The organism is Saccharomonospora marina XMU15 (genome assembly GCF_000244955.1).
GTDB classification, from domain to species: Bacteria; Actinomycetota; Actinomycetes; order Mycobacteriales; family Pseudonocardiaceae; genus Saccharomonospora_A; species Saccharomonospora_A marina.
This window is the reverse complement of record NZ_CM001439.1, coordinates 2,543,130-2,567,376: the sequence shown is the minus strand read 5'-3', so window position 1 is coordinate 2,567,376 and position 24,247 is coordinate 2,543,130. Positions and strand designations below refer to the sequence as shown.

Below are 24,247 nucleotides of genomic sequence, written 5' to 3'. Positions count from 1 at the left end.
CGCTGGTCAGTTGACGGCGCGGATCGCGTGGCGGGACCGGCCAACGCCGTCGGCGGCTTCGGAGCGGCGCGCCGCTCGCTCAACGGCCTCGCGCCACCACTTGTGGCCCTCGTCGTGCTCCTTCTGTTCGTGCCACCACAGCGTTTCCACGATCGGTGGCGGGTCGCCGGGGCATTCGAGCACGCGCAGGTCGGCGCGGTTGGCGAACAGCCCGGCGAGTCTGCGCTGCATGATCGCGATGCGGTCGGTGCCCGCGACGAAGTACGGCGTGGCCTGGTAGCTGTCGACCCGGACGGCGACTCTGGGCCGGGTACCGAGGCGAGCCATCAGCGGTCCCAGTGGTGAGCTCGGTGGATACCCTCCGTCGGGGTGGTGCGGTACCACCCACGGCAGCCGTTCCAGGTCGGCAAGCCGCAGGTGGTCGCTGACCGGGTTGTTCTTGTCGACAAGGCACACCCAGCGGTCGCGGAACAACTCCAGCGAGCGGATGCCGGGCACGCGGAACTCGGCCTTGGGCGCCGAGATCATCCCGTCGATGACGCGCAGTGTCTCCAGCGGATCTGCGGGCAGGTGCTGTTTCACCACCTGGACGTACAGTCTGATGTTGGGTCCCGCCCGGTACATCTCGCGGGAGAGTTGCTCGCCGAACGCCGCGAGCACGTAGTCGACCGTCAGCAGCTTGAACTCGCGCTCCGATGCGAGCGGGTCGAACTCGGCGCTCGTGGAGAACAGCCGCTCCAGGCCGGCGCACACCGGCTCCACCTGCATGGCCAGTTGCACCGCCAACGGTGACAATGTGAAGGCTCCACGGGAGCGGATCAGCAGTTGGTCGTTGAAGTGCCTTCGCAGTCGCGACAGCGCCGCACTGGCCGTGGGTTGGCTGACTCCCACCCGCTGTGCGGCGCGAGTGACGTTGCGTTCCCGCAGCAACTCGCGCAGGAACACCAGCAGGTTCAGGTCCAGGCTCGCCAGCGAGGCAGGACGGCGGGCCGCGGTGCCCCGGGAAGTCATCCCACTATTAGGCGTCGCCTCCGTTGCGGTGTCAAGAAACCGGTTCACCCCACGGAAAGGAACTTGCGCAGCTCACCGGCGGTCTCAACCGGGCGTTCCTCGGCCAGGTAGTGCCCGCAGCCGAGGCCGCGCCCGGTGACCGTCACCGACCACGCGCCCCAGATTCGAAGCACGTCGGGCACGTTCGCCAGCGGTCCACGCTCGCCCCACAACACCAGGGTCGGGCACTGAATCAACCGGCGACCGCGATCGGCCTCGTCGTCGGCACGGTCCACGGTGGCGCCCGCCCGGTAGTCCTGGCACATGGCGTGGATGACGGAGGGCCGGTGGAAGGCGGCGCGGTAGGCGGCCAGCGCCTGCGGTGCGAACAACCGCTCACCGCCGCGCAGGAAGAACGCGTCGGGATCGGCGGAGATGAGCCGTTCCGGCAGGTCGCCGGGCTGGGCGAGGAAGAACCAGTGCCAGGCCGAGCGGGCGAACTCGGCGTCGACGCGGGCGAAGACGTCGGCGGTGGGCAGGATGTCGAGTACCGCCAACGCCGTCACCGAGTCCGGGTGGTCGAGCGCGAGCCGGTACGCGCAGCGCGCGCCCCGGTCGTGCCCCACCACGGCGAACCGTTCGAAGCCGAGCTCGGCCATCACCGCGACCTGGTCGAGCGCCATGTTGCGCTTGCTGAACGCCGCCGGGTCGTGCTCGGTTCCGGGCGGCGGTGTGCTGTCGCCGTAGCCTCTCAGGTCGGCCAGCACCACCGTGTGCTCGCCGGCCAGTTCCGGTGCCACCCGGTGCCACATCGCTGACGTCTGCGGGTAGCCGTGCAGCAGCAACACCGGGGGGCCGCTGCCGCCCGTCCAGGTACGGATGCGTGCCCCCGAGGCAGTGAGCACGTCCTGTTCGGTGAAGTCTGGGAACAGCACTCGCGAAGGCGGCACGGCGCTCACCTCAGTCCAGCCGGTACCAGTGGGCGGGGTTCGTGCTGTATATCGCGTCGGTTTCCTCCGCCGTCAGTGCGGCTGCCAGCCGTTCGTGCCCGCCCCCGTGGTCGTGGGGGTAGTCGCTGGCGTACAGCAGCATCGACTTGGCGTCGACCAGGTCGAGTACCTCCCGTGCTTGCGCCGGGTCCCTGGGCAGGTGCGCGGGTAAGGTGGTCAACCGCAGGTGCTTTCGCACGATTTCCGACGGCTTGGCGGTGACCCACGGCACCTCCCTCCAGACTCCCTTCCAGTCCTTGTCGAAGCGCCACAGCAGCGCGGGTAGCCACGAGAAACCGCATTCCAGCAGGCTCACCCGCAGGTCGGGCAGCTCGGTGAAGACGCCTTCGGCGACCAGGCTCGTCACCTGCGCCTGCGCGACGACCTGCGAGTTACCCAGGTAGTCCTCGAGGTAGCTGTGTGTGAGCCCGGTCGAGGAGGCGGCGTTGGCGATCCGACCCCATGCGTGCAGGCCCACGACCAGCCCGCGTTCGGCAGCGGCGCGCAGCAGCGGCCGGTGCCGCCGGTTGCCCCACGGGGCGTCGGTGCGAACAGGCAACAACACCTGCACGATGCCGGGGTGGTCGCCGATCCGCTCGATCTCGGCGACCGCGGCGTCGGTGTCCAGGGTCGGCACCACCATGCCGGCCTTCAGCCGGTGGTCGGACTCCAGCCACCGCGAGATCAGCCAGTCGTTCACCGCGCTGGTCAGCGCGGCCTCGTAGTAGGGGTTGCGGTTGCACGGGAACGACGCGGTGCAGGTCAGCACCGCTGCCCGCAGGCCCCGCGCGTCGAGCACGTCGGCACGCAACTGCTCGACGTTTCTCGGGGGGAACACCCCCGCCGCCCGCGCCGACGCGGTCGCGCTCGTGGGCGCCTGCGGGGGGTAGGCCCCGCCCTGTGTCGGGGAGAGCGAAAGCCCGCTCTCCACCACGTAGGTGCGCCAGTAGGGGTCGAGGTACGGTTCGAGATCGGCGAAACTGGCCGGTGCACAGTGGACTTCGGTGTCCACCGCGGCGGTCGTCACAGCGGTGGCTGTCAACGCGTTTCCTCCCTTGGCCTTTCCGGAAGGCGGTAGAGCCTGCACGCGTTGGAGCCCATGATTCCCTGCCGCAACGGCTCGGGGAACTGCTTGGGCGCGTGCCGTGGCGAGTCGAAATCCCAGTGCGGGTAGTCGGAGGCGAACATGATCCGGTCGTCCATGCCGACATGCCGCAGTGTCGTGGCGAGGTCCGCGGGGTCGTCCGGCTCCTCCATGGGCTGTGTGGTGAACCAGAAGTTCTCCCGCAGGTAGGCCGACGGCGGCTTGCGCAGGTGTGGCACGTCGGTGCGTAGTTGCTCCCACGCGTCGTCCAGGGCCCACATCAGTGGTGCCGACCAGGCCATCCCGCCCTCCACGCACACCACCCGCAGGTCCGGGTAGCGGTCGAACACACCTTCACAGATCATGCTGAGCACGAGTGAGGCCATCATGTTGCCGTTCCAGACGTGCTCTTCCAGGTAGAACGACGGCCATCCCGCACCACGGTGCTGCTCGAGGCCGCCGGTGTGCGCGGCGATCGGCAGCCCCGCCTCGGCGGCCGCGGCGTAGATCGGCCAGTATCGCCTGCGGCCGAACCCGAGTTCACCTCCCGTGGACAGCAGCACCTGCACGAACCGGGGGTCGTCGGCACGGTGCCGGATCTCCTCGGCGGCAAGGTCGGGCGACTCGATGGGGATGGCGATGGAGGCACGCAGTCTCGGCTCCGCGTCCAGCAGGCTCTCGCGTTGCCAGTCGTTGAGAGCGCGACACAGCGCGGCCGCGTACTCCGGCTCCTCCACTCCCCAGCTGTGGGACTGCAGCGGGATGAGGATGCCGTGGTCGATGTCGAACTCGTCGAGCAACTGCTCCTGGATCAGTCCGAGGTCACTGCCCGGCATCCCGTTCCGTGGCCAGGAATCACGCCGGAACCCCGAGTTGCGCACCCTCGGGTACATCTCGGGTGGCCCGGGGACCCGGCTGCCGAACATGTCCCACCGGTCGCGGTGCTGGGCCGACAGCCGAGCTCGAATCTCGGCGGCAGGCGCGGACGGGTGAATATCACTGTCCACAATGGTGTATCGGGACCGGTCCTGGGTACGGCCGGGTGCGTCGGCGACCGCCGTAAGGCTCACTGCCCACCTCCCTGGTTGGTGCGGCGCTTCGCACCGCTGGTTGTCTCTACCACGACGTAGGGCCCTTCCACCTCGACGGGAAAGGTCTCCGCCACATAGGGTCCCGGGATTCGTCCGCCTTTCGGCTTCACACCCGCCGCTTTGCGTTCGCCCTCCGCGACGTCCTCGACGGAGACGTCGTAGGTGCGTGCCGGTGTCTCGTCCGGACCGAGGAACGACTGCCCGGTGGCGAGGTCGTACTCCCATCCGTGCCACGGGCAGGCGACGAGGGCCTCGCCTTCCTCGAGCTGGTACTCACCCGGAGCGCTGGACCGGATCCACGACTGCGTCGCGCCGAGGCACAGCGGGCCTCCCTGGTGCGGGCAGTAGTTGTTCAAGGCGTAGAAGTTGTCGCCGACCCGGAAGACCCCGATCGAGCGCCTGCCCGCTTGCACGATCCGGCGCTCACCCGGCGGGAAGTCTTCGAGCCGACAAACCACGATCCTCATGAGAACCGACAGTAGAGAGCTTCCGTGCCGCTCCGGAAAGTGAAAGTTTCGATGGTGTGCATAGATGCCGTCAATACAGCTGGGTCCGCACGAGCGCCGATCACGCCGCCGCGGGGGCGTGCGAACGCCACCGGCCACGCGAGGTGAAACCGCCCGGTTCGGCAGAGTCCTTCGGCCCTGTCGTCGGGTGAAATTCCCTAGTCACACAACGAAAACCGGTTGCACGCCGTTGTGCCGCCGCACCGCTGCCGCCGACCCGCCGAGGGCGGTGTCGGGCGGGATACCGGACACCGGCTCCGGGCCGTCGACGGCCCACACCGCCAGGCCCGCAGAGCGGCTTCCCGTGCCGGGTGTGCCACAAGCGAGCCTTGACGTGAGACGGGAAATGGCGCCAACCTCCTCCCGAGCCGGCCACAGGGTGGTGGCCGACCGAAGGAAACAGGAGGCGACCGTGCCTACCCATTCGTTGACCCCACGCGCTCTGTCCAGAAGGGCCTTCCTGAGGAACTCCGCGTTGGTCACCGGGGCCGCTGCCGCGGGCACCCTGCTCACCGCGTGCGGTTCGAGCTCGGAGTCCGGAGGCGGGGACGGCAACGGGTCGATGACCTATCTGAGCATCCTGCCGCTGGAGACCCTCGCGATGGCGCCCGAGTTGCTCGGGGTCGCGGGCGGTTACTTCGCCAAGCACGGGCTGGACGTGGAGCTGCAGCCGGTGAAAGGCACCGCGCAGGCAATCCAGACGCTGATCTCCGGTATCGGCCCGGTCTGCCGGGCTGGGCAGATCGACCTGATGACCACCATGTCGGAGTCGCAGCGACCGCTCATCGCCATCGGCACGCTGTATCGAGGCTCGGGCCTGCGAATCCTGTACAGCAAGAGTGATCCGCTGACCAAGCCGGAGGACTTCGTCGGCAAGACCATCGGGGTGCCCTCTGAGGGCGGCACCAGTTCGAAGGTGGTCTCGCTGGTGCTGGCGAGCGGCGGCTTCGACCCGGCCGAGACACCACGGCAGGTCACGGGTCTGACGCCGGGCACGTTCAACCTGGTGCAGCAGGGCCGCATCGGCGGTTACGTCGCGAGCATCGACACCTCCAACATCGTGCTGTCGCAGCACGAGGACGCGGGCGTGTTCGACCCGGGAACCGTCGTCAAGTCCGATTCCCAGGTGTACCTCACCACGACGGAGGTCATGGAGAAGGACCCGGACACCTTGAAGGCCTTCATGGCGGCCATCCGCGACTCGATAGCGGCCTTCGTCGCGGACGAGAACTTCGACGAGACCATTGCGAAGCTGCGTGAGCAGTACTCGTTCGCGACGCTGGACGACGACGTCATCGCCAGGAAGAGCCTTGGTATCAGCCGCGAACTGTGGACCGGTGGTGACCCGAACCAGCCGCTGTTGGTAACGCACGAGGACGCCTGGCTCGCCGGCTATCAGGAACTTGTCGATGCCGGTGTGGCAAAACCCGGCGGCGACGCGTCGTCATGGTTCGACAACAGCCTGCTGCCCGACGCCAAGGCTTGAGAATAGGGAGTCAAATGTCCGCTCAGGACGTGGAGACCGTGCGACCCGCTTCCCATCCGGGTGAGCAGCCGCCCCAGCCGGTTCCGCCGAAGTTGGAGTTGGTGGGTGTTGACAAGGAGTTTCGGACGCGGCGTGCGTATACGCATGCGTTGGCGGATATCAACCTGTCCATTTCCGATGGCGAGTTCGTGTCGGTGATCGGCCGCTCAGGCTGCGGCAAGACCACCCTGCTGCGGATGCTGGCCGGGCTGCTGGCCCCGACCACCGGACAGATCCTCATCGAGGGCCGCTCCCTGTGGAACGGCACCCGCGTGGACACCTCCGTGGTCTCCCAACTCGGCGTCGTGTTCCAAGAAGCCAACCTCTTCCCCTGGTACTCCGTCGCCGACAACATCGCCCTCCCCCTCAAACTCCGCGGCGACCCCAAAACCACCCGACACCACCGCGCCCACGAACTCGCCGAACTCGTCGGCCTCGCCGGATACGAAAAAGCCTACCCCCGCGAACTCTCCGGCGGCATGCGCCAACGCGTCGCCATCGCCCGCGCCCTGTCCACCCACCCCACCCTCCTCCTCATGGACGAACCCTTCGGCGCCCTCGACGCCCTCACCCGCGAACGCATGAACCTCGAACTCCAACGCATCACCCAAGCCGCCCACGCCACCGTCGTCTTCATCACCCACGACATCACCGAAGCCGTCTTCCTCGGCGACCGCGTCATCCAACTCACCCCCGACCCGGCCGCATCGCCGACACCCAAACCATCCCCTTCCCCCGACCCCGCCACATCGACCTCCAAACCGAACCCGCCTTCGGCGCCATCGCCCGCCACCTCCGCCACGCCCTCGACGGCCAGGACCAACCATGACCAACCCACGCCTGACCAAACTCCTCCCCTGGATCACCACCCCCCTGCTCCTCCTCACCCTCTTCACCACCTGGGACCTCTTCGTCCGCCTCAACAACCTCTCCGAACTCGTCCTCCCCGACCCCTCACCGTCCTCGCCACCCTCACCGACCTCGCCACCGACCCCCAAACCTGGCACCACGCCCAAATCACCGCCACCGAAACCCTCACCGGCTTCACCATCGCCCTCGCCACCGGCATCACCACCGGCGCCATCCTCGGCAAAATCCCCTGGATGGAACGCAGCCTCCGCCCCATCATCGTCGCCTCCCAAGTCATCCCCAAAGTCGCCCTCATCCCCCTGTTCGTCATCTGGTTCGGCTTCGGCATGACCTCCAAAATCATCATGGCCGCCATGCTCGCCTTCTTCCCCATCATGCTCAACGTCCAACTCGGCGTCCGCTCCGTCCAACCCGGCCAACACGACGTCATGAAAACCCTCAACGCCAACCGCTGGCAAACCTTCACCCACCTCGAACTCAAAAGCACCCTCCCCTACGTCTTCACCGGCATGGAAGTCGGCATCGTCTTCGCCATCATCGGCACCATCGTCGGCGAATACCTCGGCGGCAACGAAGGACTCGGCTACCTCATCGTCCGCACCCTCAACGAACTCAACGCCCCCGCCCTCTTCGCCGTCATCATCCTCCTCTCCACACTCGGCCTCACCCTCTACTTCCTCATCAACACCCTCAAACGCTTCTTCATCCCCTGGCACGAATCCGTCTACCAACACGACCTCAACGCCTAGATCCACAACGGACTCGTAACCGGACGCCCCGGAACGCATCAACCCGATAGCACCCTTCACCATTCCTCACATCGACAGGAGTGTGACTCTTCCATGCCAAAATGGAGTATTCCGCGCCTCACCGCGCTGTTGTGCGCCGCCGCGTTGCTGGCGAGCTGCGGCAGCGGTGACGGCGGCTCCGGCAACGCCGATCCCGGGCAACCGCAGCGCGGCGGAAGCATTACGGTGCAGCAGCCGTTCGAACCGTCGAGGGGTCTGAACTTTCTGGTCAGTGACGACCCGTCGCTGATGCAGCTGCTGTCCGGAACCGTTTACAGCAAGCTGGTGGAGGTGAAGGTCGGCGAGGGCGTCGAAGGTCTCGAGCTCGTTCCCGATCTCGCCACCGACTGGGAGTCCTCTGCGGACGGCCTGACGTACACGTTCAATCTGCGCGACGACGTGAAGTGGCAGAACATCGAGCCTGTCAACGGCAGGCCGTTCACCGCCGACGACGTCGTGGCCACGTTCGAGGGCCTGAAGGCGAGCGAGTCTTCGCACAAGTGGATGGCGGAGCCGATCGAGAGCATCACGGCCGAGGGCGACCATCGCGTCGTGTTCAAGCTCAAGCACGCCTACGCCCCGTTCCTGGAGTACATGGCGCACCACTTCAACGTGATCCTTCCGCGCGAGGGTGTCGAGGGCAAGTTCGACATGAGCGAGAAGGCGATCGGTACCGGACCGTTCATGGTGGACAGTCACAAACCCGACGTCGAGTGGGTGCTCAAGCGCAACCCGGACTACTACGAGGAGGGTAAGCCCTACCTCGACGAGATCCGGCTTCCGATCATCAGTGACACCTCCGCCGTGACGGCAGCGCTGCGCAGCGGAAGGCTCGACGTCGGCACGCAGCCGTACGACGTCATCGAGAACACCTTCGCGGGCAACGACGACTTCTCGGTTATCGAGGTGCCGTCGAACTTCGTGAGTTTCGACATCAACACCACGAAGAAGCCGTTCGGCGACCTCCGGGTGCGCAGGGCCATCATGCTGGCCATCGACTGGGAGAACATGGGTAAGAACACCCGCGGGAAGATGAACTACACCTCGCTGTTCCGGCCCGAGATCACCAGCGCCGCACTCACCGGCGACGAGGTGCGCGAGCTTCGACCGTACGACCCCGAGCGCGCCCGCAAGCTGCTGGCCGAGGCCGGCTACCCGAACGGCTTCAAGACCACCATCATGGTGCAAAAGCTCAGCGACTCCGACGTCCGCGAGGGCGAGTGGATCGTCGCCGACCTCAAGAAGGTGGGCATCGAAGCCGAGATCCAGATTCTGGACCCCGGTACCGCGATCGGGCGGCGGCGCGACCAGCAGTACGACCTCAGCAAGGCCGCTCGCGCCGTGATCTTCCCCGACCAGACCGTGCAGGACTTCCGCACCGGTTCCACGGAGAACTACGCGGCGATCTCCGACCCGCAGATCGACAAGATGATCGAGGAGTCGCGCCGGACGCTGGACGAGGACGACCGCAACCAGATCTACCGTGACTTCCAGGAGCGCATGGAGACCGAGATCGCCGCGTCCGTCCTGCCCATCCAGTACTACCAGTACTGGGCGGTCAGCTCCCGGGTGCGCGACTACTACCAGTCGCCGATCTACCACGGGCGCCGCTACGCGGACATGTGGGTGACCGGTGACTGATTCCACCGGTGAGGTGTCCGCGGCGGCCACCAGGTGCGGCGGAACAGGCGCGGTGCCCGGGACGGCCCGCCCGGGCACCGCGCCCCCCGCGGCCGGGCTCGATCGGGGCAGCCTGAGGAAAGGCCACAGGGAAGGAGGGCCACGGTGCTGGGCGAGCCCTTGCTGGAGGTGAACAACCTGCGCGTGCGGTTCCCGACGCGGCACGGCGAGGTCGAGGCGGTCAGCGACATGTCGTTCACCGTCGCCGAGGGCGAGACGGTGGCGATCGTCGGTGAGTCGGGTTCGGGCAAGAGCGTCACCGCGCTGTCGGTGATGGGGCTGCTCGACGCGGGACGGATCGAGGACGGTTCGATCCGGTTCCACGGCGAGGAGATCACGCAAGCCTCACCCGCGCGGCTGCGCCAACTCCGCGGCGAGCAGGTCGCGATGGTGTTTCAGAACCCGATGGCCGCGCTGGACCCGCTCTACACGGTTGGCAACCAGGTGGCCGAGGCGATCCGCATCCACCGCGACATCAGGCCCGCCGAGGCCAAGGCCCGCGCCGTCGAGTTGCTCAGGGAGGTCGGGCTGCCCGACCCGGAGCGCAGGGCGCGGTCCTACCCGCACGAGCTGTCAGGCGGGCAGCAGCAGCGGGTGGTGATCGCGATCGCACTGTCGTGCAACCCGTCGCTGTTGATCGCGGACGAGCCGACGACCGCGCTCGATGTGACCGTGGAGGCACAGATCCTGCGACTGATGCGGGACCTGCAACGCGACCACGGCACGGCACTGCTGTTCATCACTCACGACATGGGGGTCGTGGCCGAGATGGCCGACCGGGTCGTCGTGATGTACGCGGGCAAGGTGGTGGAGCAGGGCACCGTCGAGCAGGTACTCAACGATCCGCAGAACCCGTACACGCTCGCGCTGCTGCGGTCGATCCCGAGCCCCACCATCAGCCGCGACACGCTCATGCCCGCCATCAAGGGGTCGGTGCCGAGCCTGCTGGAGATGCCGTCGGGGTGCCGCTTCCATCCGCGCTGCCCCAGGGCACTGGAGCACTGCTCGGTGCACGAACCGCCGCTGTTCGCTCTGCCGAGCAGGCGGGAAAGCCGGTGCTGGCTGCACGAGCGGCCGGAAAGCGGGCTGCTCGCGGCGCGGGGTCGAACGGACAGCACCGCGGGCGGGGTGAACTCGATCGAGTCAGGAGCCACAGGTGTCAGCTGAAGCGACCATGGCGGGCCGGTCGGAAGCCGCCGGGCCGCCGATCCTCGAGGTTCGAGACCTTGTCAAGCACTACCCGATCCGCAGCGGCCCGCTGGGGCGCGGCGGTGTCGTGCGAGCGGTCGACGGGGTGTCCTTCCGCATCCCTCGCGGCCGCACGGTGGGGCTGGTCGGCGAGTCGGGATCGGGGAAGTCGACCACGGCCCGGTTGGTGAACCGGCTCATCGAGCCGACGTCGGGGCAGGTGCTGTTCGACGGCGAGGATCTGCTCGCGAAGCGGGGCAGGCAGCTGAAGGCACTGCGCGCGCGGATGCAGATGATCTTTCAGGATCCCTACGGCTCGCTGAATCCCAGGATGACCGTGCTCGACATCGTCGGCGAACCGCTGGAGGTGCACGGCGTCGCCAAGGGCAGGTCACGGGTGGCTCGGGTGATCGAGTTGCTGGAGACGGTCGGGCTCTCCGGCAGGGATCTGTACCGGTTCCCGCACCAGTTCTCCGGAGGCCAGGCTCAGCGCATCGGCATCGCGCGAGCGCTGGCCACCAACCCCGACGTCATCTTCTGTGACGAGTCGGTTTCGGCACTGGACGTGTCGGTGCAGGCGCAGATATTGAACCTGCTCAAGCGACTACAGGCCGAGCTCGGGCTGTCCTACCTGTTCATCGCCCACGACCTCAACGTCGTGCGGTACATGGCCGACGAGCTGTGTGTGATGTACATGGGCGAGATCGTGGAGCGCGGCGACAGCGACGCCGTGTTCGCCGATCCAAAACACCCCTACACGCAGCTGCTGCTGGCGGCCATTCCCGGACACGACCCGACAACGGCACGTGCCAAGGAACGCGTCGTCGCCCGCGGCGAGGTTCCCAGTCCGAGTAACCCGCCCAGCGGTTGCCGGTTCCACACCCGCTGCCCGTTCGCGTTCGACCGCTGCCGCACGCAGGCACCGGCGTTGCGTTCGGAGGCCGGCGGCGGGCGGGCCGCGGCCTGCCACCTGCTCGACACCGACGAGGAGGGCACGCGGTGATCCGCTACTTCTTCCGCAGGCTCGGTTACGGGCTGATCGTGCTTGTCCTGGTGACGGTGTTCGTGTTCGTCGCCATGACGTTCATCCCCAGTGACGCGGTCGACCTGATGCTGGCCGACACGGGCGCGACACAGGAGCAGGCCGACCGGATGCGTGCCGAACTGGGGCTGGACGAGCCGGTGCACGAACAGTTGGCCGGCTTCTTCGGCGGCGTGTTGCAGGGTGACTTCGGGCGTTCGTTCTACACCAACGAGCCGGTGATGGACCTGTTCCTCGCCCGGATACCGGTGACGCTGCAACTGGGCGGTCTGGCACTGGCGATCGGCACGATCATCGGCGTCGGGCTGGGCATCCTCGCCGCCACGCGGCGTGGCACGAAGACCGACAACGCCATCCGCGGTGTCGCGGTGGCCGGGCTGTCGGTGCCGAACTACGTGGTGGGCCTGCTGTTGCTGAGCGCGCTGGGGGTGTGGTTCGCGTGGTCGCCACCGTTCGTCTACGCGGGCCCCACCGAGGACTTCGCGTCGTGGCTGCAGCAGATGGCGTTGCCCGCCATCGCATTGGGCACCTCCGCGGTGGCGGGGACGACGCGGATGGCGCGGTCTTCGTTGCTGGAGAACCTCGGTTCGCAGTTCATCCGCACCGTGCGGGCGAAGGGGGCCTCGGAGCGGCTGGTGCTGTTCAAGCACGCGCTGCGTAACTCGGTGATCGCCGTGCTCACGCTGCTGGGGGTGAACCTGGGCACGATCCTGGGCGGCACCGTGATCCTGGAGCAGATGTTCTCGCTGCCGGGGACCGGTCAGCTCATCTACGAGTCCGTGCTCGACCGCGACTACCCCGTGGTGATCGCGTGCACGATCTTCTACGCGGGGCTGTTCGTGTTCACCATGATCATCATCGACCTGCTGTACGCCCTCATCGATCCCCGGATCCGAGCCGCAAGGGAGAGCGGTCAATGAGTAACGATCTCTCCACGGACGCCACCCGTGCCTCGGCTTCGGGGCGGTCCGATGTCGGCCGTGTGCCACCTCCGCCGCCTCGGCGGCGCAACCTCGCCGACGCGTGGGCGGGCTTCAAACGGTTCCTGCGTACGGAGCCGCTCGGCGCGGTGAGTCTGGTGCTGATCACGCTGATCGTGCTGGTGGCGGTGCTGGCGCCGCTGGTGGCCCCATACGACCCGCTGCTGCAGAACCGCACGAGGATCACCGAGGGTCCGTCTTCGGACTTCTGGCTCGGTACCGACGACCTGGGCAGGGACGTGCTCAGCAGGCTGATCTACGGCGCGCGGTCGTCGATGATCATCGGCGTGGTGACGACAGCGGCCAGCCTCGTCCTCGGCACCGTCTTCGGGGTGGTGTCGGGCTTCCTCGGCCGCAGGAAGGATCTGGTGATCCAGCGTGTCATGGACTCCATCCAGTCGGTGCCGCCGCTGGTGCTGCTGCTGTTCATGGCGGTCGTGCTGACCCCGTCCATTCAGGGAACCATCATCGCGCTGGTCATCGTCATCACGCCGTCGTTCAACCGCGTGGCCAGGGCGGAGACGCTGCGGATCAGGGAGGAGCCCTACATCGAGGCGGCCAGGGCCACCGGGGCGGGGGCACTGCGGATCATGGGGCGGCACGTGCTGCCCAACATGGCGGCTCCGCTGCTGACGATGTCGTCGCTGCTGTTCGCGGGTGTGATCATCGCGGAGTCGGCGCTGAGCTTCCTGGGTATCGGCACGCCTCCACCGACCCCTTCCTGGGGGCTCATGCTGTCGGAGGGTGTGCGGTACGTGGAGATGGCGCCGTGGATGGTGATCGCGCCCGGGATCGTGCTCTCGCTGGCGGTTTTCGCGTTCAACCTGCTCGGCGACGCGCTTCGCGACTTCCTCGACCCGCGCCTGCATCGCTGACCACCGGCCGCGCCTGACGGCAGGCCCGCGGGCGCGGCCGGTAACACCAAGGCAGCGATCATCGGCAAGGGTCGCCTGCCCGGTTCTCCCACTCGTGTCGCAGAATCGCGTGGACGCTGGTGTCCTCCCAGCCGTCCTTGATCCACAGGTTGGCGCGGTGCAGCGCCTCGTGGCGCATGCCCAGCCGCTGACACAACCGTGAGGACGCGGTGTTGTCCGGGTGCAACTGGGCGATCACCCGATGGGCGCCGAGGGTCGCGAACGCGTACTCGAGCAGCGCACGCGCGGCCTCGGTGGCATAGCCCATGCCCGAGACGTCCGGGGAGTACACCCAGCCGATCTCGGTGGTCGCGGCCTCGACCGACACGATGTTGAGCATGACGTCGCCCACCACGACGCCGTCCTCGTCTCGGACCACGGCCAGCCGGGCGAAGTCACCGTCGCCGCCCATCGCCGACCGCTGCTCGGCGGCGACGAGTTTGGCCGCTACCTCCTGGCGAGACAGCGGCTCGTGCAGCAGGTAGCGGCAGACGTCCTCACGTGAGAGGTAGTCGTGTACGTGGTCGAGGTCGCCGGCGCTGATCGGCCGCAGGGTCAACCGCCGCGTCCGCAGGGTCGGCAGCGATCGCTGCGGACGCAGTCGGGGCGCAGGGTAGGTCGGGGAACGCATGACGCGATGATCCGGGATCGGCACAACCGACCGGTAGCGGTTTTGCTGGCCGTAGCTGGTTCAGCGGCGGACGCGTTTGCGTCCGGTGACCTTGTTGTAGATCACCAGCACGATGACGGCACCGATGACCGAGCCGATCCATCCGGCGGGCTGGAATCCGCGCAGGCCCACGGTGAGCAGTCCGAAGATGAAGCCGCCGACGACAGAGCCCGCGACGCCGATGACGATCGTCATCAGCAGTCCGATGTCGTCCTTACCTGGCACCAGCGCGCGGGCGATGTACCCGGCGATCAACCCGAAAACCACCCAGCCGATGATCGTCCACAGCATCGTTTGTCGTCCCGTCGCTCGGCTCGTTCTGGCGGACCGAGGCCAGGCTACCCCAGCGGCGCGGCGAAGGGCACCGCACCCGGCACCGCGGTCAGCGGACCGGACCGGCCGGCTGCGGCACCACAAACCTGCCCGAGAGCCAACACTCGATATCGCGCAGCGCGGCCTTGGCCATGCCCGTGGAGCGGGCCGTGAAACCGTGTGGTGCTTCCGGGTAGATCCGAAGGTCCACCTCGCCTCCGGCCGCTGACACCCGGGCCGCCATCGCCAGGTTGTCCTCCAGCAGGATGTCCGCGCTGCCGACGACCAGCAGCACCGGAGGCAGGCCGCGCAGGTCACCATAGACCGGGGAGATGTCGGGGTCGGTGCGGTCGGGCGCGTGACCGGCGTAGGCCTGAATGAAGTACTCGTCGGCGATCAGCCTGCCCGCGGGGGTCAGCCCGCTCAGATCGTAGGTGCCGAACTGCAGTGCGGCACCTACGAACGAACCGACGGCGCCGCGATCGCGCAGCCGCAGCAGTGTCGTCATGGCGAGCGTGGCTCCGGCCGAGAACCCCCCTATCGCCAGCCGCGTCGTGCCGAAGCGAGCCTCGGCCTGCTCGATCAGCCACAGTGCGACGGTCTCGCAGTCGTCGGGGGCGGCGGGCCAGGGGTGTTCGGGAGCGAGTCGGTAGTCCACGCTCACGACGGCGACTCCCACAGCGTCCGCGAGTCGCCGGTTGCGCGCGTCGCCCCGAGCCGCCGATCCCAGGTAGAAGCCACCACCGTGGATGTCCAGGTAGACACCGCGCGGCGCACCGTTGCCGGGAGCCAGGATTCTCACCGGCACTTGCCGGCCGGCCGCCCCGACCACCTGCTCCACAGCCGACGGGTCGGCATCCGGCGGGATCACGTCGCCGTTGGCTCGCGCCTGCCGAAGCTCGTCCAGGCTGCTCGGGCCCTTCACGGTCGCCGAACCGGCACTGGCTCGCAGCTCTTCGACGTGTGCCCGCAGCTCGGTGTCGATGAGGCTACGCAACCCCATCCGCATGTGTCCCCCCGGTGTCGCCTGCGACGGCCCGTTTCGGGCCGGTCGAGCCTACCGGCGCCCGCGGTCCGGTCTCGGTGGGTGTCGGCGGCTTGCCACCGACACCCACCGTCGACTCACGCGGAAAGTGGTCAGCCTTCCTCGTCGCCTTCGAAGAAGTCGCCCACTTCGTCGATCACCTCGCCAGCCACCATGCCGCCGAGGATTCCGGCGCCGACTCCGAGTGCCGCACCGGAGACCATGCCTCCCATTCCGGAGCCGCGGCCGTGGTGCTCGCCGTCGTAGTGGTGGCCGTACGGCTGCCCGTAACCGTGGCCGCCCATCGTGCCGCGTCGCTCGGCGGCCTGCTCCAGCCATCCGTGCAGTCGACCGACCCAGTCGGTGTCCAGCGCTTCCTCGTGGGTGACGTGGAACCGGCCGAAGGTGTCCCTGCTGGGAGTGAGGAATCCGCCGCGGTTGTCGGCTTCCAGCACCACGTCCATGCCGTGCTGGCTCGCGACGAAGGTCAGCTCCACCTCGTTGATCCGACCGGCGAACTGTGCGGGCGGGAAGAACTCGATCTCCTGGAAGAACGGCAGTTCCTGGTGCACACCGTGCAGCCGACCGTGCTCCACATCGGCACCCTTGAACTGGAAACCGAGCTGGGCGAACGCCTCCAGCACCCGTTCCTGTGCGGGCAGCGGCTCCACCGAGATCGGGTCGAGATCTCCCTTGTCCGCCACCTTGGCCACCGCCAACTCGGTGCGCACCCCCAGCCCCATGCCGTGCAGGCGCTCGCCGTGGACACTGGTGATCGGCGTCTGCCACGGTAGCCGCAGCTCGAACGGGATCGTCTTGTGCTCGCCCTCGCCGAGCGGGAACCGGCCGCCGACCACGACGCGGTGGAACTCCACCTCGGCGTGGCCTTCATGGTCACCGTGCTCGATCTCGATACCGGTCACCAGCCCGATCGCGACGTGCTCGATGACCACTTCCTGCGAACCACCGGCGATGTGGACCTCACCGGCGAGATTCCCGCCCGGACGCACGTGCGGGTGCTGGAGCACGGTGTCGACCGACGGGCCGCCGACTCCCAGCGCCGCGAGCAGCTTCTTGAAGACCATGCCTGGTTCTCGCCCTTCTGTTGTTCCGCCGCGATCCCTCTGGCCGCGGTGCCGGGTGGTTCAGCGGGGATCAAACACCCGAGTCGCTACCGGGATCTTGTCCACACCAACGACAACGCGGGCCCGGCCGACCCGGTTCCTGCCGACAGTCCCCGGCACAAGTGATCAACCCGACAGCTCCTCCGCTTGCCGAACCAGAACACGCCGCTCGGTTACCGTGGTATAGCACCGGGCTTCGTTTGGGAGCGGCGGAGTCGTGAACAGCCGTCAGTGCGACTCGTACCGCTTGAGCTTGCGGTAGACGGTGGCGCGCGAGATGCCCAGTTTGCGGGCGGCCGCGGCACGGTCTCCTCCCGCTTCCCTGAGCGCGGCGAGCAGCACGCGTCGCTCGGCGTTTCGCACCTCGTCCAGCGGGTGTGCCTGCTGGCGCCGGTGATGGTGCGAGGGCAGGTCCGCCAGATCGATCATCGGGCCGTCCACGCGGACTCGCGCGCTACTGAGCACTTGCGACAGTTGCCGGAGGTTTCCCGGCCAGTCTCCCGCCGCCAGCGCGGCCACCGCACGCCGGGTCAGTTTCGGCGGTTGTTCGCCCGGCTCGGTGGCCTGCGCCAGCAGGCTCGCGCACAGCGTGGCGAACTCCTCGCGCCGGTCCCGCAGCGGCGGCACGGTCAGCAACACCGGGAAGCTCTCTCGCACCAGCAGCGTGGCCCGGTCCTGTACCTCGCCTTCGCGAGCCGTCGCGATCAGCCGAACCCGGCTGTCACGCACCAGCGAGGCCACCGGACTCGCGAGTTCGGGCGGCAGGTCCGTGACGTGTACCAGCAGCACGGCAGCCTGGGCTGCCCGCAGGGCGTCGGCGAGCCGGCGCAGCCAACCGTTCGGGTCCAGCCGCGCGTGAGCACCGTCGAGTTCCACGATGTCATCGGGGTGCGCGACCTCCCTCAGCGCGGCTAGTGCCTCGTGCCGCTTGCCGCAACCACGCTCGCCGGTCAGCAACGTGGAGCGGCACTGCCGCACCGCACGGTACATCGCGGCCCGGAAATCGGCGGGCGGCTCCCCGCTGATCCGGCTCTCGTCACCGCCCGCCGTGGTGTGCTCCCCCACCGGGTGCAACACCAGGATCGCGGCGAACTCCCCCTTGGGTTGCGGCACCGGATGTATCCGGATCGTCACCGTCACACCGGAACTGAGGCTGCTGCGCACGGTGCTGGTGCCCGAGCCCGCTTCGCCGGCGAGACGACGCAGCATCTCCTCGTCGGCCTCGTGCACCAGCGCACGCGCCCGGGTGCTCACCACACACAGCTGCCTGCTCACCCCGACCACCGGCGCACGGTTGCGGCGCCGCGCGGAAGTGAACGCGTCGAAGAACTCCCGCTCGCCATGGGAACGGCTTTCCAGCAGTTGCGTCTCGATCGAACGGCCGATCTCCACCACGAGCGGCAGCAGCGCGGTGGTGCCGTACTCGCGAAGACAGTGCGCACCCAGCGTGCCGACGTACCGCTTGGTCAGCGGGTCGCGGATGATCACGCCGGTGGTGGTGAGGATCTCGGCGTCGCTTCGGAAGTGCTCGGACCCGGAGATGAGGAACGCCCGCTGTGTCTCGTGGGCGCAGCCCATCCCGTTGGTGCCCATCACCTCCTCGGCGAAGCACATACCGGGCCGCAGGTTCTGCCGGTGCACCCGAGCGGCCTGCGGGAAGTCGCCCACCACGACGGTGAGCAGCCTGCAGGACCGGTCGGCGAGGAACCCCCAGCAGCTGAGGTCGCAGATCTCGTCCTTCAGCCGGTTCATGATCGGTTGTGCGACGGCGCCGAGCCGCGTACCGGGGTGGAACTCCTCGGCGACGTCGTAATGCCGCGCCTCGGGGTCGACCCCGGCGAGCATCGAGCGCCGCCACGAGGCCACGATCTCCGGCCGAACCTCGGGGTGGTCGGCGGGCTCCACAGCGAACGGATCACCGCTCAGCACGCGCCGCTTCACCTCGCGCACGCGGTCCCACTCCGCCGTGGTGCGCGGCGGCTGGTGCGCTGTCATCGCAGGCCCTTCGTCGAGGCAGGCACTCACGCCGTGACGGCGACCGGTTTGCCCCGCAGGCCCCGAGCCTTGGGCAGCACCTCGCGGGCGAACAGCTCGAGGCTGGCACTGGCCTGGTCGTACGGCATCCCACCGAACGAGGGAGCCAGGGTGAGCTCGAAGTCTCCCAGCACGTCGCGGATGGCCTCGATCTGGCCGAGAATGCGCTTCGGGTTGCCCCACAACGCGGTGGCGGCGTAGTTGTCTGCGGCCTTCTCCAGGCCGATCTCACGGAAGTAGGCGGCGTTGGCGGCGTACCGCTCGTGGCCCCTGATGGCCGCGAAGTGCTCCCCCGCCATCTCGTAGTGCTCGACGTTGGACATGAAGAAGCGGTTCACGTACTCGAAGTGCCGCTGCCGTGCCAGCTCGTCGTCGGAGTGGCAGTACATGTTGACGTTGAGGGCGATGGGAGGGGCGAGTTCGCCGTGCTCGGTCTCGTACAGCTCCCGGTATCGGTTGAACGTCGGCATCAGGTCCGGCACCGGCTTGACGATGAACGACATCATCTTGGCGCGCAGCTTGGCCGCCATCACCACCGAGTCCGGCGAACCGGCCACGCAGTAGCGCCGCCCGTGGAAGCTGCCGCGCGGCCGCGGCCGCAGCTGCGCACTCGGCTGCGGGTAGAACGGCCCCGCACCCTCGATGATACCGGTTTCCAGCGCTTCGAAGATCATCGGCGCGGCCTCGTCGAACCGGTCCCTGGTCTCCTCCAGCGGGATGCGGAAGGGTTCGTACTCCCTGCGCGACAGGCCTCGACCGATGCCGAGCAGCAGCCTCCCCCTCGACACGACGTCGACCATCAGTGCCTTCTCGGCCACGCGCAGCGGGCTGTTCCACGGCAGGATGACCGCGGCCGTGCCCAGCTTGATGCGGGAGGTGCGGGCCGCCAGATGCGCCAGCAGCAGCAGGTTGTCCGGGCACAGCGAGTAGTCGGTGAAGTGGTGCTCGACCAGCCAGACACTGTCGTAGCCGAGGGTCTCCGCTCGCACCGCCAGATCGAGTTCGCTGTGGTACATGTCCCCGTCGCTGAGCTCCGGGTGAGCGGCGAAGCCGAGATTGATACCGATGTGCAGCAAGGGTGAGCCTTTCCTCAGCGGTCGGTGGGGATGACGGGAAGCTGGATGGCACTGGGGTGTCGCGGGCCGAAGCAGATCCGCTGCCGCGCCGTCACGAAGTCGGCCTCGGTGACCTGACCCGCGGGTTTGCCGCTGCCGCAGTTGCGGTCGAAACACGGGAAGTTGGAGCTGGCGATGTCGACGCGGATGCGGTGCCCGGCTTTGAAAACCTGGCTGGTGGCACCGAGGTCGATGGTGTACTCGGTTGTCTCGCCGGGCACGACCGGCATCGGTGAGTCCATCCCGGCGCGGTAGCGGGCGCGCACGATGCCGTCGGCGATACCCATGGCGCGGCCGTCGGGGTGGATGTCGACGAGCTTGGCGGTGAAATCGGTGTCGTTCGCGGAGGTGGCCGCGAACAGCCGGACCCGCAGCGGTCCGGTGACCTCGACGTCTTCGGTGAGCACTGCACTGCTGAACCGCAGGATGTCGGCCCGGCCGTCGAGGCCGCGCTGGTCGCGGGAGCCCGGCTGGTAGTCGAGCCCGCCGTCCGGGCTGCCCGCCATGAGGATGGCGCCACCGACGGTGGGCACCGGATCGTGCGGGTCGTGGCGGTACCGCGCCGTCCCGGCGGCGGGCAGTTCGCGGCTCAGCGTGCCGTGTGCTGCCAGGTACCAGGTCTGCCATTCGGTGCGGGCCGGCGGCCATTCGTTCTCGGTGCGCCAGCGGTCGGCGCCCATGACGTAGATCAGCACCGGTGGCAGCGAGGTGGGCGACTCGGACACGCTGTCACGCAGGAAGCGCAACTGCTGTTCCTCCAGGCGCGCGGCCTGCGCGCTGCCGCCGTGGTAGTACACCTCTCCCGCGATGCCGGACTGGTCGGCGTGCGACCACGGACCCACGATCAGGTGCTGGTTCGCGGTGCCCGAGCCGGCCAGTGTGGTGTAGTTGTCCAGCGTTCCCCGCAGGAAGAGATCGAACCAGCCGCCGACGTGCAGGCCGGGAACGCTCACGGCCGCGCGGCGGTGGGCGTAGCTGAGGTCGTGCCAGTAACCGGAGTCGTTCTCACGTTCCAGCCAGGCCCGCCAGCTCGGCAGGACATCGACGATGCCCGGCCGGTCGGACAGCGGTAGCTTTCGACAGGCGGCTTCGGTGTCGGCCGCCAACTCGCCCAGCCGCGCCAGTTCCGCACGCACGTCCTCGCCACGAGCCGCCGCGTCACCCAACGACTGTGCCGCCTTCAGCAGGTGCCAGCCGAGAGCCTGACCGAGTTGAAAGGCGCCCTGCCGGTACACCAGGCCGTCACGGTAGTCGTCGGGTGTGACCGTGGGCGCGATGGCGACAAGGCCGTCGGGTCGATGACCCGCGATCGCGAGCTGCGTCATGCCCAGATAGGACATTCCGAACATGGCGACCCTGCCGTCGCACCACGGCTGCCGCCGCAACCATTCGACGGTGTCCAATCCGTCGGCTTCCTCGCTTTCGAACGTGCGCAGCTTTCCTCCGGAGCGGCCGGTACCTCGGCAGCTTTGCACCAGCACGGCGAAACCGGAGTCGAGCGCGGGAAGGACCGGCAGCGACCGCGACATCGGCTCGCTGTAGGGTGTGCGCACCAACAGCACCGGGCGCGGCTCCGCGGTCGCGCGGTACAGCGTCCCTGACAGCTGGACGCCGTCCCGCATGGGCGCCTCGACCTGTTCCAGCATTCGGGCGTGCGGGTCTTGCCTCGTCGCGGTCATCGCCTGCTGCGTCGCCTTTCCCGTGGGTGTCTTTCGAACGCACGCTACGACCGCGACGGCACCACCCTCGTCTCATTTCTGAGACGAGGCAGCAATTTCCGAGGAATTCGCGACAAATGACTCGCCACCCCTACGCCGCGAGTCCCCCGTTCACGTCCGCGAGTCCCCCGTTCACGTCCGCGAGTCCCCCGTTCACGTCCGCGAGTTCCCCGTTCCTTCTGCCTGTCCCCGTTCCCGTTCCCGTTCAGCCAGCGCCCATGTCCCGATTCGGGCGTCGCGCCACGAAGACGTACTCGCGGCTGTCGTCGGTGAACGGTTCCCGCGCGAACCCGCCGTAGAGCGCCTCGAGTCCCAGGCCCGCGGTGTCAAGGAGTCCGAGCCACTCGTTACGGGTCGCCCACCACAGCGAACTGACCGCCCCGTCGTCGCGGACGATGTCCACCCGGTTGTCCGCCTTCGAACAGCGCAACATGTGTGGCACCGGGTCATCGCGTCGCTCACCGTCGGCTCGGGCAGCCGGGTGGTGATCGAACACGAAGGCATCCAGGCAAATCGGCCATTCGGTGCGAGACCGGCCGCGACGCGTTCGAACCTGCGGCGCCGGTCGCGCCAGGTCGGCAGATGCTGCAGCGCCCGGTCGGGACAGTAGATCAACGCCGCAGGCTGCTCCAGTCGCAGGTCACGCATGTCGCTCACGCGAAGTTCCAGCCGTACGCCTGCTTTCGCGCCGGCGACGCAGGCTCGTCGCAACATCGTCGGGGAGGAGTCGATCCCGATCACGCTTCTGCCGGTGGCCCGGGCGACCGGTATCGCCACGCGACCGTCGCCGACCGCCAACTCGACCAGCGGCCCGTCGGCCTCCAGGGCGAGGTCGACATACCAGGCCACGTCGGCCGTCATGTGCACGGACCACTTCGGGTAGTGCTCGGCGAAGGCATCATTCCAGGTCATCAACCAAGCCTGACATCGGCGAGCAAACCCATTTCCACAGCAAATCCACATTGGATATTCGACATTACCCACCGGTAGGTCGGAGTTTCCCGTTTCGGCCGATTGAGCAGGACGCTTGTCACGAGTTAACGTAAGACCGCGGTCACCGGGCGGGATTTGGCGCGGTCGATGGCGTCCCACGACAAGGAGGTCGGATGACGGACTCCCCCGTGGCTACTGGCACAGCAGCGAGTCGCCGCACCCGCAGAACGACCGGCGCCCTCCAGGGCAACCACCGCGCCGTCGCGCGCGCATGGGAACGGTTCGCCTCGGGCGAAACCGCGGTGACCAACGTCAGGCCGGAGATCCTGGCCTCGTGGCAACGGTGCCGCGACACCTACGAGGTCGACCCGGGTCTGCAGTCCGCTCCGGCGGCCTCCGATCACACCGACCACCGGCTCGATCACGACGTGTTGCTCACCAAACTCGGCGGCATCGCCGCAGTGGCGGGCGAGCGGCTGGACCGCGAGCAGGCCCTGATAGCCGTGACCGACGGTGCGGGGCGTGTGCTCGCCTCGTGGGGCGACCCTGCGGTGCGCGCCCGCGCTGACGACAGCAACCTGGCCCCGTGGTCGGTGTGGGACGAGCGAACCACGGGCACCAACGGGATGGGCACGGCACTGGAGGTGACGGGGCCGGTCACGGTCACCGGGCCCGAGCACTGGTGCGAGGGTTTCCACCAGTGGGCCTGCGCGGGTGTCGCCATCCGCGACCTGGTCACCGGCCTGCCGGTCGCGATGCTGAACGTGTCGCGCTGGTCAGGAGAGATCCCGGGCCAGCTCATCAACTGGCTGAAGGACACGGCCGCGGGTGTGGAATCGGAGATCGAGCGGCGGGCGCTGCGAGAAGGCGAGGTCATCGTCCGGGAATTCGCCGAGGTCAGCTCCCGTAGAAGCGGGGTGTTCGCGGCTTTGGACCTCGGCGGCCGCGTCGTCGTGGCGGACGACACCGCGCAGGCGATCCTCGGCGTGCCACATGGTAGGCCCATGGTCGACGTGATGACTCGGTGGACACCGGACATTCCGGACCTGCCCGAGGTGGTGCGCTGGGCCACGAAGCGATCGGCGGCCACTCAGCAGTGGGCAGGGTGTGCTCGGCTGGTGGAGAGCACAGCCGACGCCGTGGTACCGGTGAGCTTCAAGCCGGTCTGCGCCGGGAGCCGTCTCGTGGGCTTTCTCTGCGAGTTCGGCTCTCAGGACGGCGACGAGTACGACGAGCAACCACCCACCGCCCGCGCGGCCCCGACACCCCAACGTGTCGTCGGTGTCCGAAACGAGCGGATCATCGTACTGGCCCCTTCGGAGATCAGGTACGCCGAAGCCGACCGCAACACGGTATGGCTGAGCACCGACCGCGGCAAGGTCCAGGCCGCCACGCGGGGCCTCGACAACATCGAACGGGAGCTGACCCCGTTCGGCTTCCATCGGGTGCATCGGCGCTTCCTGGTCAACCTGCGCCGGGTGACCGAACTCGAACGCGGAATCAAGGGAGAGCTGCTGCTGATCACCGATCCGCGCGCACCGGAGTTCATCCCGGTCTCGCGAAGGCACACCCAGGAAATCCGGCGGGTACTCGGCTTCTGAGCGCCCCATTCGTTCGCGGCCGCCTTCCGTTCGTGACGAAAAGCCGCCCACTAGTCGTTGATCAGTTGC

Annotated in this window: 21 protein-coding genes and 1 pseudogene; 8 read left to right on the top strand and 14 right to left on the bottom strand. The window is 68.0% G+C overall.

All coding sequences use genetic code 11. The annotated features are described in order from the left end of the window. Positions 1 to 6 precede the first annotated feature (6 nt). Genes SACMADRAFT_RS12145 through SACMADRAFT_RS12125 form a run of 5 tightly spaced genes read right to left on the bottom strand, consistent with a single transcriptional unit; the run spans position 7 to position 4,621 of the window. Positions 7 to 1,011: a LysR family transcriptional regulator gene (locus tag SACMADRAFT_RS12145; protein WP_009154115.1), complete on the bottom strand. Its 1,005-nt coding sequence runs from the start codon at positions 1,009 to 1,011 to the stop codon at positions 7 to 9. A 44-nt stretch (positions 1,012 to 1,055) separates the two neighbouring features. Next, positions 1,056 to 1,940 (bottom strand): alpha/beta fold hydrolase, encoded by an 885-nt coding sequence (locus SACMADRAFT_RS12140; protein WP_009154114.1) that lies wholly within the window; start codon positions 1,938 to 1,940, stop codon positions 1,056 to 1,058. Between the two features lie 10 nt (positions 1,941 to 1,950). After that, a complete protein-coding gene (locus SACMADRAFT_RS12135; protein ID WP_009154113.1) occupies positions 1,951 to 3,021 on the bottom strand; it encodes an amidohydrolase family protein in 1,071 nt (356 codons plus the stop codon). Next, positions 3,018 to 4,133, bottom strand: coding sequence for an amidohydrolase family protein (locus SACMADRAFT_RS12130; RefSeq protein WP_009154112.1), 1,116 nt, complete (start codon positions 4,131 to 4,133; stop codon positions 3,018 to 3,020). The genes SACMADRAFT_RS12135 and SACMADRAFT_RS12130 overlap by 4 nt, the downstream gene beginning before the upstream one ends. After that, positions 4,130 to 4,621, bottom strand: a complete 492-nt coding sequence (locus SACMADRAFT_RS12125) for a Rieske (2Fe-2S) protein (protein WP_009154111.1) — start codon at positions 4,619 to 4,621, stop codon at positions 4,130 to 4,132. The genes SACMADRAFT_RS12130 and SACMADRAFT_RS12125 overlap by 4 nt, the downstream gene beginning before the upstream one ends. 451 nt (positions 4,622 to 5,072) lie before the next feature. Here SACMADRAFT_RS12125 and SACMADRAFT_RS12120 point away from each other — a divergent pair, with 451 nt between their 5' ends. The 7 genes from SACMADRAFT_RS12120 (at position 5,073) to SACMADRAFT_RS12085 (ending at position 13,608) form a co-directional block, all read left to right on the top strand. Continuing rightward, positions 5,073 to 6,146, top strand: coding sequence for an ABC transporter substrate-binding protein (locus SACMADRAFT_RS12120; protein ID WP_009154110.1), 1,074 nt, complete (start codon positions 5,073 to 5,075; stop codon positions 6,144 to 6,146). Between the two features lie 14 nt (positions 6,147 to 6,160). After that, positions 6,161 to 7,804 carry an ATP-binding cassette domain-containing protein gene (locus tag SACMADRAFT_RS30880; RefSeq protein ID WP_009154109.1) on the top strand — a complete coding sequence of 548 codons (1,644 nt, stop codon included), beginning with the start codon at positions 6,161 to 6,163 and terminating at the stop codon, positions 7,802 to 7,804. A 93-nt stretch (positions 7,805 to 7,897) separates the two neighbouring features. Beyond that, complete coding sequence (locus tag SACMADRAFT_RS12105; RefSeq protein WP_009154108.1) at positions 7,898 to 9,484, top strand: ABC transporter substrate-binding protein; 1,587 nt, start codon at positions 7,898 to 7,900, stop codon at positions 9,482 to 9,484. Between the two features lie 144 nt (positions 9,485 to 9,628). After that, positions 9,629 to 10,690 carry an ABC transporter ATP-binding protein gene (locus SACMADRAFT_RS12100; protein WP_009154107.1) on the top strand — a complete coding sequence of 354 codons (1,062 nt, stop codon included), beginning with the start codon at positions 9,629 to 9,631 and terminating at the stop codon, positions 10,688 to 10,690. Then, a complete protein-coding gene (locus SACMADRAFT_RS12095) occupies positions 10,680 to 11,714 on the top strand; it encodes an ABC transporter ATP-binding protein (RefSeq protein ID WP_009154106.1) in 1,035 nt (344 codons plus the stop codon). Before SACMADRAFT_RS12100 ends, SACMADRAFT_RS12095 begins: the two co-directional genes overlap by 11 nt. Beyond that, entirely contained in the window at positions 11,711 to 12,673 is a 963-nt protein-coding gene (locus tag SACMADRAFT_RS12090) for an ABC transporter permease (protein WP_009154105.1), read from the top strand. The genes SACMADRAFT_RS12095 and SACMADRAFT_RS12090 overlap by 4 nt, the downstream gene beginning before the upstream one ends. Beyond that, positions 12,670 to 13,608, top strand: coding sequence for an ABC transporter permease (locus tag SACMADRAFT_RS12085; RefSeq protein WP_009154104.1), 939 nt, complete (start codon positions 12,670 to 12,672; stop codon positions 13,606 to 13,608). The genes SACMADRAFT_RS12090 and SACMADRAFT_RS12085 overlap by 4 nt, the downstream gene beginning before the upstream one ends. 58 nt (positions 13,609 to 13,666) lie before the next feature. On the opposite strand, the gene SACMADRAFT_RS12080 is transcribed toward SACMADRAFT_RS12085, so the two are convergent. From SACMADRAFT_RS12080 to SACMADRAFT_RS31420, 9 genes and pseudogenes are all read right to left on the bottom strand, one after another. After that, entirely contained in the window at positions 13,667 to 14,278 is a 612-nt protein-coding gene (locus tag SACMADRAFT_RS12080) for a GNAT family N-acetyltransferase (protein ID WP_009154103.1), read from the bottom strand. Positions 14,279 to 14,338: 60 nt separating this feature from the next. After that, positions 14,339 to 14,608 (bottom strand): GlsB/YeaQ/YmgE family stress response membrane protein, encoded by a 270-nt coding sequence (locus SACMADRAFT_RS12075; protein WP_009154102.1) that lies wholly within the window; start codon positions 14,606 to 14,608, stop codon positions 14,339 to 14,341. A gap of 91 nt (positions 14,609 to 14,699) precedes the next feature. Continuing rightward, positions 14,700 to 15,632, bottom strand: coding sequence for an alpha/beta hydrolase (locus SACMADRAFT_RS12070; protein ID WP_009154101.1), 933 nt, complete (start codon positions 15,630 to 15,632; stop codon positions 14,700 to 14,702). A gap of 134 nt (positions 15,633 to 15,766) precedes the next feature. After that, positions 15,767 to 16,738, bottom strand: coding sequence for a sporulation protein (locus tag SACMADRAFT_RS12065; protein ID WP_009154100.1), 972 nt, complete (start codon positions 16,736 to 16,738; stop codon positions 15,767 to 15,769). Between the two features lie 267 nt (positions 16,739 to 17,005). Beyond that, positions 17,006 to 18,772 carry an AAA-type ATPase lid domain-containing protein gene (locus tag SACMADRAFT_RS12060; protein WP_009154099.1) on the bottom strand — a complete coding sequence of 589 codons (1,767 nt, stop codon included), beginning with the start codon at positions 18,770 to 18,772 and terminating at the stop codon, positions 17,006 to 17,008. 26 nt (positions 18,773 to 18,798) lie between these two features. Continuing rightward, positions 18,799 to 19,887 carry an LLM class flavin-dependent oxidoreductase gene (locus SACMADRAFT_RS12055; protein WP_009154098.1) on the bottom strand — a complete coding sequence of 363 codons (1,089 nt, stop codon included), beginning with the start codon at positions 19,885 to 19,887 and terminating at the stop codon, positions 18,799 to 18,801. Positions 19,888 to 19,901: 14 nt separating this feature from the next. After that, the gene (locus SACMADRAFT_RS12050; protein ID WP_009154097.1) at positions 19,902 to 21,605 is read right to left on the bottom strand and encodes a CocE/NonD family hydrolase; all 1,704 of its coding nucleotides are present in this window, start codon (positions 21,603 to 21,605) and stop codon (positions 19,902 to 19,904) included. Positions 21,606 to 21,849: 244 nt separating this feature from the next. After that, entirely contained in the window at positions 21,850 to 22,077 is a 228-nt protein-coding gene (locus SACMADRAFT_RS30875; RefSeq protein ID WP_232285581.1) for a hypothetical protein, read from the bottom strand. A gap of 134 nt (positions 22,078 to 22,211) precedes the next feature. Further along, positions 22,212 to 22,505: pseudogene (locus tag SACMADRAFT_RS31420) on the bottom strand (class I SAM-dependent methyltransferase); the annotation flags it as partial. A 245-nt stretch (positions 22,506 to 22,750) separates the two neighbouring features. Between SACMADRAFT_RS31420 and SACMADRAFT_RS12040 the strand changes: the two are divergent. Beyond that, positions 22,751 to 24,178 carry a DNA-binding protein gene (locus SACMADRAFT_RS12040; RefSeq protein WP_009154096.1) on the top strand — a complete coding sequence of 476 codons (1,428 nt, stop codon included), beginning with the start codon at positions 22,751 to 22,753 and terminating at the stop codon, positions 24,176 to 24,178. The last annotated feature ends 69 nt before the right edge of the window (positions 24,179 to 24,247 follow it).

Excerpts from the sequence above, each read along its gene's own strand:
- SACMADRAFT_RS12145 (WP_009154115.1), bottom strand. The coding sequence starts at position 1,011 with ATGACTTCCCGGGGCACCGCGGCCCGCCGTCCTGCCTCGCTGGCGAGC.
- SACMADRAFT_RS12125 (WP_009154111.1), bottom strand. The coding sequence starts at position 4,621 with ATGAGGATCGTGGTTTGTCGGCTCGAAGACTTCCCGCCGGGTGAGCGC.
- SACMADRAFT_RS30880 (WP_009154109.1), top strand. The coding sequence starts at position 6,161 with ATGTCCGCTCAGGACGTGGAGACCGTGCGACCCGCTTCCCATCCGGGT.
- SACMADRAFT_RS12105 (WP_009154108.1), top strand. The coding sequence starts at position 7,898 with ATGCCAAAATGGAGTATTCCGCGCCTCACCGCGCTGTTGTGCGCCGCC.
- SACMADRAFT_RS12085 (WP_009154104.1), top strand. The coding sequence starts at position 12,670 with ATGAGTAACGATCTCTCCACGGACGCCACCCGTGCCTCGGCTTCGGGG.
- SACMADRAFT_RS12080 (WP_009154103.1), bottom strand. The coding sequence starts at position 14,278 with ATGCGTTCCCCGACCTACCCTGCGCCCCGACTGCGTCCGCAGCGATCG.
- SACMADRAFT_RS12075 (WP_009154102.1), bottom strand. The coding sequence starts at position 14,608 with ATGCTGTGGACGATCATCGGCTGGGTGGTTTTCGGGTTGATCGCCGGG.
- SACMADRAFT_RS12070 (WP_009154101.1), bottom strand. The coding sequence starts at position 15,632 with ATGGGGTTGCGTAGCCTCATCGACACCGAGCTGCGGGCACACGTCGAA.
- SACMADRAFT_RS12065 (WP_009154100.1), bottom strand. The coding sequence starts at position 16,738 with ATGGTCTTCAAGAAGCTGCTCGCGGCGCTGGGAGTCGGCGGCCCGTCG.
- SACMADRAFT_RS12060 (WP_009154099.1), bottom strand. The coding sequence starts at position 18,772 with ATGACAGCGCACCAGCCGCCGCGCACCACGGCGGAGTGGGACCGCGTG.
- SACMADRAFT_RS12050 (WP_009154097.1), bottom strand. The coding sequence starts at position 21,605 with ATGACCGCGACGAGGCAAGACCCGCACGCCCGAATGCTGGAACAGGTC.
- SACMADRAFT_RS30875 (WP_232285581.1), bottom strand. The coding sequence starts at position 22,077 with ATGTTGCGCTGTTCGAAGGCGGACAACCGGGTGGACATCGTCCGCGAC.
- SACMADRAFT_RS12040 (WP_009154096.1), top strand. The coding sequence starts at position 22,751 with ATGACGGACTCCCCCGTGGCTACTGGCACAGCAGCGAGTCGCCGCACC.